This window comes from Microcoleus vaginatus HSN003, assembly GCF_022701255.1.
In the GTDB taxonomy this organism is placed as follows: Bacteria; Cyanobacteriota; Cyanobacteriia; order Cyanobacteriales; family Microcoleaceae; genus Microcoleus; species Microcoleus vaginatus_B.
This window is the reverse complement of sequence record NZ_CP031705.1, coordinates 3,903,163-3,917,247: the sequence shown is the minus strand read 5'-3', so window position 1 is coordinate 3,917,247 and position 14,085 is coordinate 3,903,163. Positions and strand designations below refer to the sequence as shown.

Below are 14,085 nucleotides of genomic sequence, written 5' to 3'. Positions count from 1 at the left end.
ATGAATAACTTACAACTGCAACAAAAAGATATGGAAAAAGAAATAGCCCAATTAGAATCTTTCATTAAAAGCGATATCGATGCCAGAGAACTAAAACGAGCAATAGCTGTAAGGATGGCTAGCGCAGGTAATATCTACCATGAAATCAGCCTGATTTTAGGTGTAAGTAATTTTTTTATTGGTTATTGGAAAAAACAATTTAAAACCAAAGGCATCGGAGGAATCAAACTAGGACATAAAGGGTCAAAAGGGTATTTAACAGCTCTACAAAATACTGAAGTACTCGAGTGGTTAAAGAATAAAGAATATTGGAATTTAGATGAGCTGGTTACTTATTTAGAGCAAGAATTTGGTGTGATATATAGCCTTTCTCAGAAAGATGAGGTATGATGTTACTGACACTCACTCGTGAGGGTCAAACAGAGAAGATAAGATCAAATGAACTATACAGCACTTCCGGATGTTATGAGGTACAATAGAATCGACTAAAAATAATATACCAATGAAAGCATACTCAGTAGATTTGCGATCCAAAATAGTAGCAGCCCATGTCGAGCAGAAGCTGTCGATCAGAAAAACAGCAGAAATATTTGCCTGCAGTAAAAGCTTAGTTCAAAAACTTGTCAAGCAACAAAAAATAGAGGGGAATTTACAGCCTAAACCGAGGGGTAAACCCAGATTCAGTCATTTGAATAATGCGTCACAAGAGTTAAGAGAAATAGTGGTCACACATCCCGATGCAACTTTGGTAGAATTGTGTGAGTTGTTCGCCCAAAAGACAGGAAATTGGGTAGGCAGAACAGCCATGTGTAGCGCCTTACAGAAGTTGGGATTAAATCGTAAAAAAAAACAGTCAGGAGTAGCCAAGCAGGCACAGAAAGAGTGATGAAGTTAAGGTTAGACTATTGGGAAAAAGTCAAGGATATCGAGCCAAAAAATCTAGTATTTTTAGATGAGACTGGAGTATTGCTAGGTTTAACCAGAACTCATGCACGTTCGCAACGAGGAACTAGAGCCTATGCGGTCAAACCTTTTTATCGAGGCAAGAAAGTCACAGTAATTGGTGCAATTAGCCTCACGAAAGTAGTGGCATTAATGACCCTGGACAACTCGATGGATAGCAAAGCATTTGAGGTGTTTATCGAGAAATGTTTAGTGCCACAATTGTGGCCCGGAGCCGTAGTAGTGATGGATAACTTACCAGCGCATAAAGTAGATTCAATTACATCGATGATTGCCGTGGTGGGTGCTTCTATTTTATGTTTATCCCCATACTCTCCTGATTTTAATCCGATTGAATTATGGTGGTCGCAACTTAAATCTTTATTGCGACAGTTTTCACCAACCAGCACTAAAATGGTTGACACGATAATTGCTGTGGCTCTTGACTTAATTAATCCGAAACATCTCAAAAACTGGTTTACTAATTGCTGCTACTGTACCTCATAACATCCGGAAGTGCTGTAATTACATGGTTGAGTAAAGCCACGCGAAAGCGATACCACACATAATAGCATTTTTTTGAAAGCACACGATGCTTGACTCACAACACGTTTACTTGTACCAAACTTCATACATTGTTAAAAATGAAAGCTTATTCGATTGATTTTAGGCAAAAAATCCTTGATACTTATCATACTGAACCCATTTCACAAAAAGCAATAGCTAAGCGTTTTTCTGTAGCCCTGAGTTTTGTACAAAAATTGCTTAAACAATATCGTGAAACAAAAAACATTACTCCGAGAACTGACCGATGTGGAGTCAAAGGCAAACTGAATGCGGAGCAACTACTCATCTTGGCGGAATTGATTGAAGGAAATAATGATGCAACTCTTGAAGAACTCCGTTATTTACTTTATGGGAGAATTGGATTTTCTGTTAGTAGAGCAACAATAGGAAGAATGATAAAACTCTTAGACATTACTGTCAAAAAAAACTCTCTTCCCTTCAGGGAAAGGGACAGAGCGAGTTCAAATCCTGCGATGTGAGTTCTGGAAAACAATTAAAGAGATTAGTTTGAAAGACTTAATATTCATTGACGAATCGGGAGTTAATTTGGCAATGGTTAGGTTATATGCTAGGTATGCAAAAAGGTGAAAGAGCCAAGGGGTCAAAACCAACTAAACGTGGCAAAAATGTCTCAATAATTGGAGCAATGTCAGTCAATGAGATTTTGACATCGGTTAATCTAATAGGCGGAACTGATGCAATTACATTTGAAGCTTTTATTATCAGAAAACTTGTGCCAAAACTCTGGAAAGGTGCTTGTGTAGTGATGGATAATTGTCCCATTCACTTGGGAGAAGAAGTGAAAAAAGCGATCGAAAAAACAGGGGAAAAATTAATATACTTATCACCTTATTCACCAGATTTTTCACCAATTGAAAATCTGTGGTCAAAACTTAAAATCATTCTCCGTTCTATCAAGACTACTAATTATCAAGAATTAGGAAAAGCCATAGATTTTGCGTTCGGACAAGTTACATCGTCAAATATTTTTAACTGGTTTACACACTGCTGTTATTGTACCTCATCTTTTTGAGAAAGGCTATATAAATCAAAACAGAGTTACTATGAACTTTTCTGTCGGGCAAAAATTAGTTGGAAAAAAACTCAAAAAACCAATCCTAAATTTGATAAAGAACTGGTAAAAAAAAAGACGGAAGAAATTAACGATATTTTCTTTAAAAACAAGGCTGGTATAGAATCTGGGGAAATAATAGTATTGTTTTTAGATGAAGGTCATCTACTTCATGGTGATCTGACTGGTTATGTTTGGGGCCAATCCAAAATCAGAATTGAAGTCCCAATTACCAATGAAAAAGATAGACAAACTTATTTTGGCGCACTCAATTATCAAAGCAAAGAATTCCATATTCAGAGCCATCCCTCGGCTGATGGAAAATCAACAGTTAAATTCATAAAATACTTACAAAATAAATCTGGGGGGGTGACAAAGAGGTCTACGAGATAGACTGTATAAGGGTTGCAGCCCGCATACCTTGTTGATAAAAGCGGCGTTTAGAAGGAGTTAACTTCATTAACTGTTCCACCTCCAAAGAATATTGTTCTAGATAATTAACCCACTTTTCTCCATCTAATCCAACACCAAATGTACTCCGTCTGCGATATTTTTTCTTTGGTTCTGTGCGACGAGATACATATTCTTGTACCTGCTTTTTCTTCAGTTCATTACCTTGAAATATTGCTGAACTGTACGCAAGTGTCATGAGCAGAATCATGTTAATAAGTCGGTTCCCTTTGAGGCTTGTTCCTTCAAGATCGTAGCCTCCTGTTTTACAGTCTCGGAACATTTCTTCAATGCCCATCCGCTGCTTATAAGCATTGAGCGCTGCTCGCAATGAGCCTAAGTCCGTGAGAATAAACCAGGCTTCTTTAACTTGATATTTCCCATAGTTCCTTTTCCACTTACAAGCAAGCTCAAATCCGGTAGTAGGTAGAGTTTTCCTCACTTTTTTCCCTTGAACATACAAAGAAGTTCCGGGTACTATTCCTAATTCATCCAACCGTTGCCAAACTAAATGTTCTGTTTCGATACAAAGATTCTTTTTCAGTCTTAAGCAAAAAGACACACCCTTTTCCTTAAGCCAGTTTCCCAAATCAACAGAACAAAATTCACGGTCTCCTAAAACGATGACTTTATATTCTGAAAATAATGGTAAAACTTGCTCTAAATTGGTAGTTTGTGACTCGAAGTTACTATTTCCTAATTTGGGCAACAACGACCAGTATAATGGAATTGCTCTTCCCTCCCAGATCAGGCTAACCATAAAGAGATTAATGCACCCCCATTGACTGCGGTCGATTGCAATTGATAAACGAGTACCAATGCGGCAATAAGTGGTCAACCAATATAGCCTTTCTCAAAAAGATGAGGTACAATAACAGCAGTGTGTAAACCAGTTAAAAATATTTGACGATGTAACTTGTCCGAACGCAAAATCTATGGCTTTTCCTAATTCTTGATAATTAGTAGTCTTGATAGAACGGAGAATGATTTTAAGTTTTGACCACAGATTTTCAATTGGTGAAAAATCTGGTGAATAAGGTGATAAGTATATTAATTTTTCCCCTGTTTTTTCGATCGCTTTTTTCACTTCTTCTCCCAAGTGAATGGGACAATTATCCATCACTACACAAGCACCTTTCCAGAGTTTTGGCACAAGTTTTCTGATAATAAAAGCTTCAAATGTAATTGCATCAGTTCCGCCTATTAGATTAACCGATGTCAAAATCTCATTGACTGACATTGCTCCAATTATTGAGACATTTTTGCCACGTTTAGTTGGTTTTGACCCCTTGGCTCTTTCACCTTTTTGCATACCTAGCATATAACCTAACCATTGCCAAATTAACTCCCGATTCGTCAATGAATATTAAGTCTTTCAAACTAATCTCTTTAATTGTTTTCCAGAACTCACATCGCAGGATTTGAACTCGCTCTGTCCCTTTCCCTGAAGGGAAGAGAGTTTTTTTTGACAGTAATGTCTAAGAGTTTTATCATTCTTCCTATTGTTGCTCTACTAACAGAAAATCCAATTCTCCCATAAAGTAAATAACGGAGTTCTTCAAGAGTTGCATCATTATTTCCTTCAATCAATTCCGCCAAGATGAGTAGTTGCTCCGCATTCAGTTTGCCTTTGACTCCACATCGGTCAGTTCTCGGAGTAATGTTTTTTGTTTCACGATATTGTTTAAGCAATTTTTGTACAAAACTCAGGGCTACAGAAAAACGCTTAGCTATTGCTTTTTGTGAAATGGGTTCAGTATGATAAGTATCAAGGATTTTTTGCCTAAAATCAATCGAATAAGCTTTCATTTTTAACAATGTATGAAGTTTGGTACAAGTAAACGTGTTGTGAGTCAAGCATCGTGTGCTTTCAAAAAAATGCTATTATGTGTGGTATCGCTTTCGCGTGGCTTTACTCAACCATGTAATTATAGTTCATTTGATCTTATCTTCTCTGTTTGACCCTCACGAGTGAGTGTCAGTAACATCATACCTCATCTTTCTGAGAAAGGCTATAAGTAATTAAGGGGAACCAAATTAATGAGATAGTTAAGTTTGGTAAATCCAGAAATCTTTGTAGTTTTCTACGCCGACTTTCCGTTGTAATTGGGTAAGGAAATACCCGTGCCAGTCGTTCTAATCTCACTTGTTTTTCTGATTGCATCACAGATAGCAAAGTTGTCATTACAAGAAACTGAGCTTTGGTCAGTTGTTTTTTTAAATGAGTCTGGTAAAATGTTGGTATCATTATTTTTTGGATAGGCAAGCGTGTAACAATTATGCTGCCTATCTTTTTTTAGCACACATTGGCTCAATCCTCACCACCTCTGGGTTTCAGGCTGGTTGTCACCCCCCCAGAAAATAAATATAAAAATCGCAAGATTATCTTGATTTGGGATGGAGCTAGTTATCATAAATATGGAGAATTTAGAGACTTTTTATTAGAACTAAATGGTGACAAAGAACCTGATAACTGGTCAATTACTTGTATCTTATTTGCTCCCAATGCTCCCCAACAGAATCCCGTTGAAGATATTTGGTTACAAGCTAAAAACTTTTTAAGAAAGTATTGGTATTTATGTAGGTCTTTTAAGATTGTCAAATTTTTGGAGAGAGTTTTTTACTAATGAACATAAATTTGATTTCCCCAAAATACGTCAATATACTTACCCAGAGAAAATTATTTAGGATTGCTCTAGATATAGAAAATCATTTAGGATTGCTATATTGCTGCTAACGGTACTGTTTCTTATGCCATTGCCGCCGATATTGCAAGCATGGACGAAGGTAATACCGCAGGGTAAGAGCATCTCAATCAGGCTTGACACAAGCACTTGAGAATCTGCATCATATAGTCATCATTCATCGCCGCTCGTTTCTTTTTTTGTAGCACACTACGCTCCTTGAGTAGTTTCTTGATTGATGGCATTAAGTGCCATTCGTCTTAGAAGAGCCAAGTTTTGAGGGCTGTTTAACGACCGAATGCGGCATTGATCTTCATTAAAGGTGACATCTAAAGTCCAATGGACTTGGTTTTCAATCCCCCAATGTTGACGAATTGCACGCCCATTAAGCTGAGCATCCACTGGTAAAGAACTTAGGTAAAACTGCACCTCGTGAGTGGTTTTATTCCAAAGATGACGGATTCTTTCGACGATAACAATCGTTTGAATATCTGTCCATTGTTCTTGTTTATAAACTCCTCCTAATGCCGCCAGGGTAAGAGCATCTCAATCAGGCTTGACACAAGCACTTGAGAATCTGCATCATATAGTCATCATTCATCGCCGCTCGTTTCTTTTTTTGTAGCACACTACGCTCCTTGAGTAGTTTCTTGATTGATGGCATTAAGTGCCATTCGTCTTAGAAGAGCCAAGTTTTGAGGGCTGTTTAACGACCGAATGCGGCATTGATCTTCATTAAAGGTGACATCTAAAGTCCAATGGACTTGGTTTTCAATCCCCCAATGTTGACGAATTGCACGCCCATTAAGCTGAGCATCCACTGGTAAAGAACTTAGGTAAAACTGCACCTCGTGAGTGGTTTTACAGCACTTCCGGATGTTATGAGGTACAATAGAATCGACTAAAAATAATATACCAATGAAAGCATACTCAGTAGATTTGCGATCCAAAATAGTAGCAGCCCATGTCGAGCAGAAGCTGTCGATCAGAAAAACAGCAGAAATATTTGCCTGCAGTAAAAGCTTAGTTCAAAAACTTGTCAAGCAACAAAAAATAGAGGGGAATTTACAGCCTAAACCGAGGGGTAAACCCAGATTCAGTCATTTGAATAATGCGTCACAAGAGTTAAGAGAAATAGTGGTCACACATCCCGATGCAACTTTGGTAGAATTGTGTGAGTTGTTCGCCCAAAAGACAGGAAATTGGGTAGGCAGAACAGCCATGTGTAGCGCCTTACAGAAGTTGGGATTAAATCGTAAAAAAAAACAGTCAGGAGTAGCCAAGCAGGCACAGAAAGAGTGATGAAGTTAAGGTTAGACTATTGGGAAAAAGTCAAGGATATCGAGCCAAAAAATCTAGTATTTTTAGATGAGACTGGAGTATTGCTAGGTTTAACCAGAACTCATGCACGTTCGCAACGAGGAACTAGAGCCTATGCGGTCAAACCTTTTTATCGAGGCAAGAAAGTCACAGTAATTGGTGCAATTAGCCTCACGAAAGTAGTGGCATTAATGACCCTGGACAACTCGATGGATAGCAAAGCATTTGAGGTGTTTATCGAGAAATGTTTAGTGCCACAATTGTGGCCCGGAGCCGTAGTAGTGATGGATAACTTACCAGCGCATAAAGTAGATTCAATTACATCGATGATTGCCGTGGTGGGTGCTTCTATTTTATGTTTATCCCCATACTCTCCTGATTTTAATCCGATTGAATTATGGTGGTCGCAACTTAAATCTTTATTGCGACAGTTTTCACCAACCAGCACTAAAATGGTTGACACGATAATTGCTGTGGCTCTTGACTTAATTAATCCGAAACATCTCAAAAACTGGTTTACTAATTGCTGCTACTGTACCTCATAACATCCGGAAGTGCTGTATTCCAAAGATGACGGATTCTTTCGACGATAACAATCGTTTGAATATCTGTCCATTGTTCTTGTTTATAAACTCCTCCTAATGCCGCCACTGGTACCGCCCAAACTTTTCTAATTTCGACGCGATGATGTCCCTTTTCTGTTCGGGAATCCTGACTCACTTCAATTCCCTCAAACTGTTGAGATTTAGCCATCTCAAACCAGTTTTTTACTTGATTATAAAAAGTGGGATGATTACTTTTTAAGGTGACTACATAATCGGCTTTTTTCTGACGAATTAACCGAACAATCTCGGTTTGCGTCCCCATCGCATCAATCGTAATAATGGCTCCGGTGATGTCAATTAATTCCAATAAGGCCGGGATCGCTGTGATTTCATTTGAATGGTCTTCAACTTTGACTTGTCCCAAGACTAACCGATGTTCACTCGCCCACGCCGTCACTAAATGTAAGTTTTTCACCCCTTTTGTTCGGTCATAAGACCCTCTCAGACTTTTTCCATCAATCGGGATCACTTCTTGGTCAATTGACCCGATTAATTGGTTAATCCATTGAGCTAATTTTTGCTCGAAAATTTTTGGCTCTAGCTTTTCAAAGACCCGACGGAATGTATCGTCACTTGGGATGCCATTGGGTAACTTTAAAAACTTTTGTAACCAGGTAAGCTTACTGATTCCATAATTTTCCATGTCTTCCCACCCATGGGCTCCGGCTATCACAGCTAATAAGGCAATGACGAGAATATCTTTGAGTAAGTGGTGTTTGGTTCGCTCCACTCTTGGGTCTGGTACGTCATCAAAATAATTTGAAAAGCCAGCTTGTAAATCTTCGATAGAGATTGGTTTTGGCTTGTTGAGATCTGAGGATTTTTCCGCTCGCGCAAGAGGGAGCGAATCCTTTACTCATACTCATAAACTTTTCCTTACCTTGATGACTTAGCTTTTGAGGCATTATAGAACCGTTACTGACGCTCGGGCTACTTTGTATATTTTGTTTGTTTTGTCAAGTACAATTTATACCAAATTAGATGAGCTTACCCTGGGGGATTTAGGGGGATCTGGCCTCGGCGGTAAATGAGAGATAAAGAGGGTTTTAGACTTAAGTTGACACCAATGACCTAAACCCTATTACTTACAAATCAGCAGCGCTGATATCGCATTCCTGGTAACTGCGAAACTAATCCCAATAATTCCAACTGCAAAAGTATACTAGAAACTGTTCCCGCTTCTAATCCCGCTGCTTCTACAATTACATCAAAAGAAATCGGCCCAGATACGATCGCACTTAACACCTTAGCCAATTCCGGCTCCAACGGCGGCCCTTGTTTCTCAACCGTCGGATTTGGGGGAAACAACGACAACTGCTCGGCATTATCCAATTTTGGAATAGCTCCGAGCATTTCCAGCAACCTGTCTTCGCTTAACATTCGATCGCTATTTGGCAGAATCGGATGAGCACCTTTACTCAGCAACTCCAAACAACCAAAAGAACGCTCATCATCCAATCTGCCCGTCAAAACATACACATCCCGGCAAAAATCATTCGCTTGATAAGCAGTAATTAAAGCACCAGATTTATGCGGAGCTTCTATCACGATTGTAGCGCGACTTAAGCCAGCAATTATGCGATTTCGGCGGGGAAAATTAGTTTTATTCGGTTGAGTACCCGCCGGATATTCACTAATTACCAATCCCTGCTGCAAAATGCGATCGCACAACCTCTCATTTTGTTTAGGATATACAATATCTACTCCCGTCCCCACCACTGCGAAAGTTCTTCCTCCCGCCTCCAAACAGCCTGTATGAGCCTCTGTATCAATGCCCGCAGCCAATCCCGAAACCACAGTAAAACCGCTTCTAGCCAAAGCCGTACTAATTTTGCGAGCCCACCTTCTGCCGTATTCCGAAGGGCTACGAGTGCCAACCATTGCCACCGTCGGCGTAATTCCTTGATTCTCTTTGCGATCGACATTACCGCGATAATACAACACTGGTGGCGGATTGGGAATTTCCAATAATAAGCGCGGATAATCTGGATCTGCGGGTGTCCAGAAACAGGGATTTTTTATAATATGTTTTTCGATAAATTCTTCGGGATTGAGTTTAGTGCGTTCTTGCAAAATAGTTTCAATTATCTGCTTGCCAAACCCTTCGACTCGCATTAAATCTACTGGTTTGGCCGTCCAAGCTTCTGCCAAACTATTGAAATTTTGGTGCAATCTTTGCAACAAAATCGGCCCGATACCGTTAATTTGTGACCAAGCTAACCAGTAAGCGCGTTCTTCTAACAACGAGTTGCCCTCAACTTATCTGAGAATGATTTTATCATTTTTGGTGGAATTATGGTAGCAAATGGCACTGCCTTGTGCTGTATTCCCACAGATTTACAACTTCTATATAAATATTTTTTTACGAACCGCGAAGGCGCTAAGAACGCGAAGGGAATTAAGAGGGAGGGTGACAATTACTGGCTAGGTTTTCCAATCTACAAAACGGGCATAAATATAAGCAATAATTTCTCCGATTACTGTCCGAAAACCTTCGCTCGATTTCCACCATTCTTGTGGGTTGTAATCTTGCGGTTCCGCCGCTATAATCCCGACTTTAATCTCAGGATTCAGCACTTCTTTAAATACAATCCAACTTCGGCGGGCGTGAGGGCCAAAGGAATAAAGATTAATTGAGTTAACTTTTAAACCTGAAGTAGAAAACCAATCCCGAAGTGCGATCGCAGAAGCAGCCGTGCGGTGTTTCAAAACATTGGCTGCTGGTACTGCTACTAATTTGTTTTTATCAAATCCTAGCGCAATACAAGTCGCTGCAGTCAGTTCCGCATAATTTTTATATTCAGCGAGATAGTAGCCTTTACTTAAAGGCACTCCTGTGGTAATTAATTGGCTGTATTCGCCTTTTTTGAATTCGGCGATCGCACTTTCGATCGCATAATCGGGCAACCAGCCTTCGACAACCAATATATCTGCTTTAATCGGCGCTTTTACCGCCAAAAATGGATGGATATTTGTGATAATTAACAGCATTGCAATGATTAACCCCATGACAGCAATTACCCAACCTTCTCTGGTAATTGCCCACATTTCTCGGCGGTGAATTAGACTAATTTTGATTTTTAGTTTTCGCAGTCTGGCAAAATTCATACAGTAGATATTTAAGCAAGAAGGAAGAAAGCTCTTCTTTCTTCTTCTATGCTATTGGTGTTTGAGATACTCAAAAACGCTTTTATCCCCGATATCCTGCGGCATTGGTTGAAAAAACTTACGCACAGCAAATATGATAAACAAAGCAGCCCAAATAGCCAGCAAAAACTGTTCATTTTCGGCTGACAAAAAACCGAAAATATGTCCTAAAATTAAGAGAGGAACTCCAGGAGTCAAAAACTTGGTTTCTAGGCGGTTGAAGCAGAAAGCTTCCTTAAAATAAATGCCATTTAAGGCGGCAAAAGTAAAGCCAATTCCCCACAACGTGGCGGGATGTTCGTAGACTGCTAAAGCTAAGGGTTCGCTGCTTTGTAGGGCGACAAACAATGCTGCCGCGCCACCGATCGCCCAAAACGCCTGTAGTGTTCGGTGTAGCGCAATCATGTAAATGTGAATAGTTGCCAAGCTGACGCCTAAAGCTATCCAGAAACAAGCAAAAACAGGCGTTACAGCTTGGATTGCACTCGGGTTGTCGCTTTGTTGCAACACCAGAGTAGTGCCGATCGCAAAACACAGCGCCGCCACCCCCAATCCGGCGCGGTAAATCAACACTCCCGTGCGATCGTTTTGAGTAATCGTAAACTCGCCGAATTGTCCTTGATAGACTGGCGATTCATCAGGCGATTTCAGTAGTTGCATTACACCTTCCTCCTATTAGACACGAATGTACTTCTGCCAAGATATACTTTATTGATAAACCGATCCAGCGAGACCGAGCGATGCCTAAATTTAACAAGCCTAAAGTTAACCAGCCTAAAGTTAACAAGTCTAAAGTTAACAAACCTAAATTGGACGATCGCCCCGCTCAAAGCAAATCTCTTCCTTCACAATCCGAACTTCCTCCAGTTCAGCTTGATGAAACCATTGTAGCAGGCAGAAGACCGAAACCGGTCAACGACTTTCAGCGCCTGCTGGAGGAATTATCCGAATTGAGGGCAACCTACGAGCCCGAAGCCTTGGGCCATCTCCTTCCCAAACCTGAATTTAATGCTGAGCAATTTGAAATTAGAATTAGCAAAATTTTTCGCGTTCAAGATATTGATGTCAGCACGGAAACTTTAATCAAATATCTCGACTACCTCAAGCACAATCTTCACTTTCCCTGCTACGTTACCGGCATAGAAGATTTTGAATGGGAAGAAGAATATGTCATCGGTGAAAAAAGCAAAAAAGAATATGCAAGGCTCAAAAAAACTCAACCTTCTTATACCGATACCTTTAAAATTGATCGACCAGAGGATTTAGTTTTTCAGGAAGACGACATTTTTGTGAACGTCGAGCGCGTCGGCGATTGCAGAAAGTTTACCTTGCCTTTATCAGATTTAGAAGCAGTTGATGCAAGTTCCCCAAACAATCAGTTATTAGATGATTATGCTGTGTGGTTTATCAATTATTAAGGAAGTGTTGGAAGAGTGCAAAAGTCGGGGAGGGGAAGAAAGGGAGAGAGGGAGAGTGGAAGAAGGGGATAGTGGGAGAAGGGGATAGTGGGGAATGGCAAAAATCTTCCTTCTTCCTTCTTCCTTCTTCCTTCTTCCTTGTTCCTTCTTAATTAAATTGAAGCAGCAAAGTGCGATCGCGAAACCAAAGCCAAAGCTTCAACCAAACTGCGAACAGCCGCGATCATCGCCACTTCACTATTAAGTTGGCTGACAGCAGAACCGACGCCAATACCCGCAGCACCGGCTCCAATAGCGAGGGGTGCGGTGACGCTGGAGATACCGGAAGCGCAGAGTACGGGGACGGATACGGCGCGGGAAATTTCAAAGGCTGCGGCCAAAGTAGGCGCTGCTTTTTCAATTAATCCCAAGGTGCCGGCGTGAATTGGTTGAGCGCTAGTACCACCTTCGGTTTGAATGATGTTAGCCCCAGCTTTGACTAATTCAATTGCTAATTGCACTTGTTTGTCGAGTGCCAAAATGTGGGGAACTGTCACAGAAAGAGTGATGTTTGGAAATAGCGATCGAGTTTCGCGAGTCAACTGCAAAACTTCCTCAGCTTCAAAGCGGCGGCCTACTGCGTAGAAAGCATCAAAGTTACCAATTTCAATCAAATCAGCGCCAGCTTCTACCGCAGGCACAAACTTTTCCGGTTCCACAGCCGATACACAAATTGGCAAATTTGTCAACTGTTTTGCCATCAATACCAAATCTCGATCGGCAGCAATATCGACAAAAGAAGCACCGCCGAGATCCGCTGCTTTGACGACAGCCGCAACGTTTGCGGCATCAAAATTATTTAAACCGCTGATAATTTTCAGGGCGCGACCTTGCTCAAATGCGCGCTGCAATTTAGAATTTACACTCATCGTCTGTTTTCCAACTCAAAAAATTTCTTAGACTCATTTTGACACGGATTAGAACAAATTTTAATTTTTAATTCTTAATTTTTAATTACTTCCCGGCTGTCGAAATTTGTAAACATCTTTGATAACTTGTACCCAGCCGTCAGAGAGAGATTCGAGAATCCGAGATCCCTTTTCTTTCGTCGCCACCGTCGCATCGCCCAACACACCACTTTCAGTCAACTCTCGCGTCAGCCAAGCAAAAGGCAAATTGCCTTCCATACTCAGCAAACTGTCGATCGGCAAATTTTTCGGATATTCAGTAACAGCCAGTTCCATTTTCACCTGATCCGGCAAAATTGCCAACATCAAACTCGTTTCTGCATCACCCGCGTGAATCCCAAACTCCAACTCCTTGGCAGTTAATAATTCAGCAGCCACATTCGGAACCCGCCAAACAAACAGCGGAAAAACAGAAAAATCCTGATATTTTTGATGAATATCGCGCGCCGCAATTTCCATCACCTGCGGCTGTCCGCCGTGAGCATTCATTAACACTAATTTACGAAATCCAGCCTGATAAATACTATCAGCAATTTCGCCGATTACTGCTAAAAGTGTCTGAGCACTGAGCATAATTGTACCGGGGAAATGGCAGTGTTCGTTCGACTTGCCATAGTACAAAGGCGGCAAAGCGTAGGCGGGAATATTTGCCTCTAACTTTGCCAGCGCTTTGCCTGTCACCGCCTGGCTAATTGCCGCATCTACAATTAAAGGCAAATGAGGGCCGTGTTGTTCGATCGCACCTAGCGGCTGAATTATTACAGTATTTTCCTTATCCAGCATAGACTGAATTTCTGTCCAAGTTAGATATGGAAAAAACCGGGATTCTGGAATAAAATTGTGCATAAGGTGGTGACAAGAGTAAAAGCAACCAAGGCAATCAACTAACCTAAAAACTAAAAAGTAATTCCAAAGATAGATACCTAATTCTGT

At 40.5% G+C, this 14,085-nt stretch carries 14 protein-coding genes and 5 pseudogenes; 8 read left to right on the top strand and 11 right to left on the bottom strand.

What is annotated here, in order from left to right; all coding sequences use genetic code 11:
- The 4 genes and pseudogenes from D0A37_RS16965 (at position 1) to D0A37_RS16950 (ending at position 2,542) form a co-directional block, all read left to right on the top strand.
- On the top strand, positions 1–390 hold the full coding sequence (locus D0A37_RS16965; protein ID WP_242716085.1) for a helix-turn-helix domain-containing protein: 390 nt from the start codon (positions 1–3) through the stop codon (positions 388–390).
- Between the two features lie 112 nt (positions 391–502).
- The gene (locus D0A37_RS16960; RefSeq protein WP_242715925.1) at positions 503–886 is read left to right on the top strand and encodes a helix-turn-helix domain-containing protein; all 384 of its coding nucleotides are present in this window, start codon (positions 503–505) and stop codon (positions 884–886) included.
- On the top strand, positions 886–1,449 hold the full coding sequence (locus D0A37_RS16955) for an IS630 family transposase (protein WP_242715923.1): 564 nt from the start codon (positions 886–888) through the stop codon (positions 1,447–1,449). Before D0A37_RS16960 ends, D0A37_RS16955 begins: the two co-directional genes overlap by 1 nt.
- A 137-nt stretch (positions 1,450–1,586) precedes the next feature.
- A pseudogene (locus D0A37_RS16950) lies at positions 1,587–2,542 on the top strand (IS630 family transposase).
- 421 nt (positions 2,543–2,963) lie between these two features.
- Here D0A37_RS16950 and D0A37_RS16945 read toward each other — a convergent pair.
- From D0A37_RS16945 to D0A37_RS16935, 3 genes and pseudogenes are all read right to left on the bottom strand, one after another.
- Entirely contained in the window at positions 2,964–3,869 is a 906-nt protein-coding gene (locus D0A37_RS16945) for an IS4 family transposase (protein WP_242716083.1), read from the bottom strand.
- Positions 3,870–3,884: 15 nt separating this feature from the next.
- Positions 3,885–4,840 (bottom strand): annotated as a pseudogene (locus D0A37_RS16940) (IS630 family transposase).
- A gap of 178 nt (positions 4,841–5,018) precedes the next feature.
- The gene (locus D0A37_RS16935) at positions 5,019–5,279 is read right to left on the bottom strand and encodes a hypothetical protein (RefSeq protein WP_242716081.1); all 261 of its coding nucleotides are present in this window, start codon (positions 5,277–5,279) and stop codon (positions 5,019–5,021) included.
- Between the two features lie 58 nt (positions 5,280–5,337).
- On the opposite strand from D0A37_RS16935, the gene D0A37_RS16930 reads away from it, so the two are divergent.
- Complete coding sequence (locus D0A37_RS16930; protein WP_242716079.1) at positions 5,338–5,658, top strand: transposase; 321 nt, start codon at positions 5,338–5,340, stop codon at positions 5,656–5,658.
- Positions 5,659–5,846: 188 nt separating this feature from the next.
- Here D0A37_RS16930 and D0A37_RS16925 read toward each other — a convergent pair.
- Both D0A37_RS16925 and D0A37_RS16920 read right to left on the bottom strand, forming a co-directional pair.
- Positions 5,847–6,258 (bottom strand): annotated as a pseudogene (locus D0A37_RS16925) (ISAs1 family transposase); the annotation flags it as partial.
- A gap of 7 nt (positions 6,259–6,265) precedes the next feature.
- Positions 6,266–6,578 (bottom strand): annotated as a pseudogene (locus tag D0A37_RS16920) (ISAs1 family transposase); the annotation flags it as partial.
- A 55-nt stretch (positions 6,579–6,633) separates the two neighbouring features.
- Between D0A37_RS16920 and D0A37_RS16915 the strand changes: the two are divergent.
- Both D0A37_RS16915 and D0A37_RS16910 read left to right on the top strand, forming a co-directional pair.
- The gene (locus D0A37_RS16915; protein ID WP_242715925.1) at positions 6,634–7,017 is read left to right on the top strand and encodes a helix-turn-helix domain-containing protein; all 384 of its coding nucleotides are present in this window, start codon (positions 6,634–6,636) and stop codon (positions 7,015–7,017) included.
- A complete protein-coding gene (locus D0A37_RS16910) occupies positions 7,017–7,580 on the top strand; it encodes an IS630 family transposase (protein ID WP_242715923.1) in 564 nt (187 codons plus the stop codon). Before D0A37_RS16915 ends, D0A37_RS16910 begins: the two co-directional genes overlap by 1 nt.
- On the opposite strand, the pseudogene D0A37_RS16905 reads toward D0A37_RS16910, so the two are convergent.
- The 4 genes and pseudogenes from D0A37_RS16905 to D0A37_RS16890 form a co-directional block, all read right to left on the bottom strand.
- Positions 7,561–8,433 (bottom strand): annotated as a pseudogene (locus D0A37_RS16905) (ISAs1 family transposase); the annotation flags it as partial. The gene D0A37_RS16910 and the pseudogene D0A37_RS16905 sit on opposite strands and share 20 nt — an antisense overlap.
- 299 nt (positions 8,434–8,732) lie before the next feature.
- Positions 8,733–9,884, bottom strand: a complete 1,152-nt coding sequence (dprA, locus tag D0A37_RS16900; RefSeq protein ID WP_242716077.1) for a DNA-processing protein DprA — start codon at positions 9,882–9,884, stop codon at positions 8,733–8,735.
- A 180-nt stretch (positions 9,885–10,064) separates the two neighbouring features.
- Positions 10,065–10,748: a YdcF family protein gene (locus D0A37_RS16895; protein WP_242716075.1), complete on the bottom strand. Its 684-nt coding sequence runs from the start codon at positions 10,746–10,748 to the stop codon at positions 10,065–10,067.
- 51 nt (positions 10,749–10,799) lie between these two features.
- A complete protein-coding gene (locus D0A37_RS16890; protein WP_242716073.1) occupies positions 10,800–11,447 on the bottom strand; it encodes a DUF2301 domain-containing membrane protein in 648 nt (215 codons plus the stop codon).
- 80 nt (positions 11,448–11,527) lie between these two features.
- Here D0A37_RS16890 and D0A37_RS16885 point away from each other — a divergent pair, with 80 nt between their 5' ends.
- On the top strand, positions 11,528–12,205 hold the full coding sequence (locus D0A37_RS16885; RefSeq protein ID WP_242716071.1) for a calcium-binding protein: 678 nt from the start codon (positions 11,528–11,530) through the stop codon (positions 12,203–12,205).
- Positions 12,206–12,357: 152 nt separating this feature from the next.
- Here D0A37_RS16885 and D0A37_RS16880 read toward each other — a convergent pair whose 3' ends face one another.
- Positions 12,358–13,113 (bottom strand): DUF561 domain-containing protein, encoded by a 756-nt coding sequence (locus D0A37_RS16880; RefSeq protein ID WP_242716069.1) that lies wholly within the window; start codon positions 13,111–13,113, stop codon positions 12,358–12,360.
- 81 nt (positions 13,114–13,194) lie between these two features.
- A complete protein-coding gene (locus tag D0A37_RS16875; protein WP_242716067.1) occupies positions 13,195–13,998 on the bottom strand; it encodes a creatininase family protein in 804 nt (267 codons plus the stop codon).
- Between the last annotated feature and the right edge of the window lie 87 nt (positions 13,999–14,085).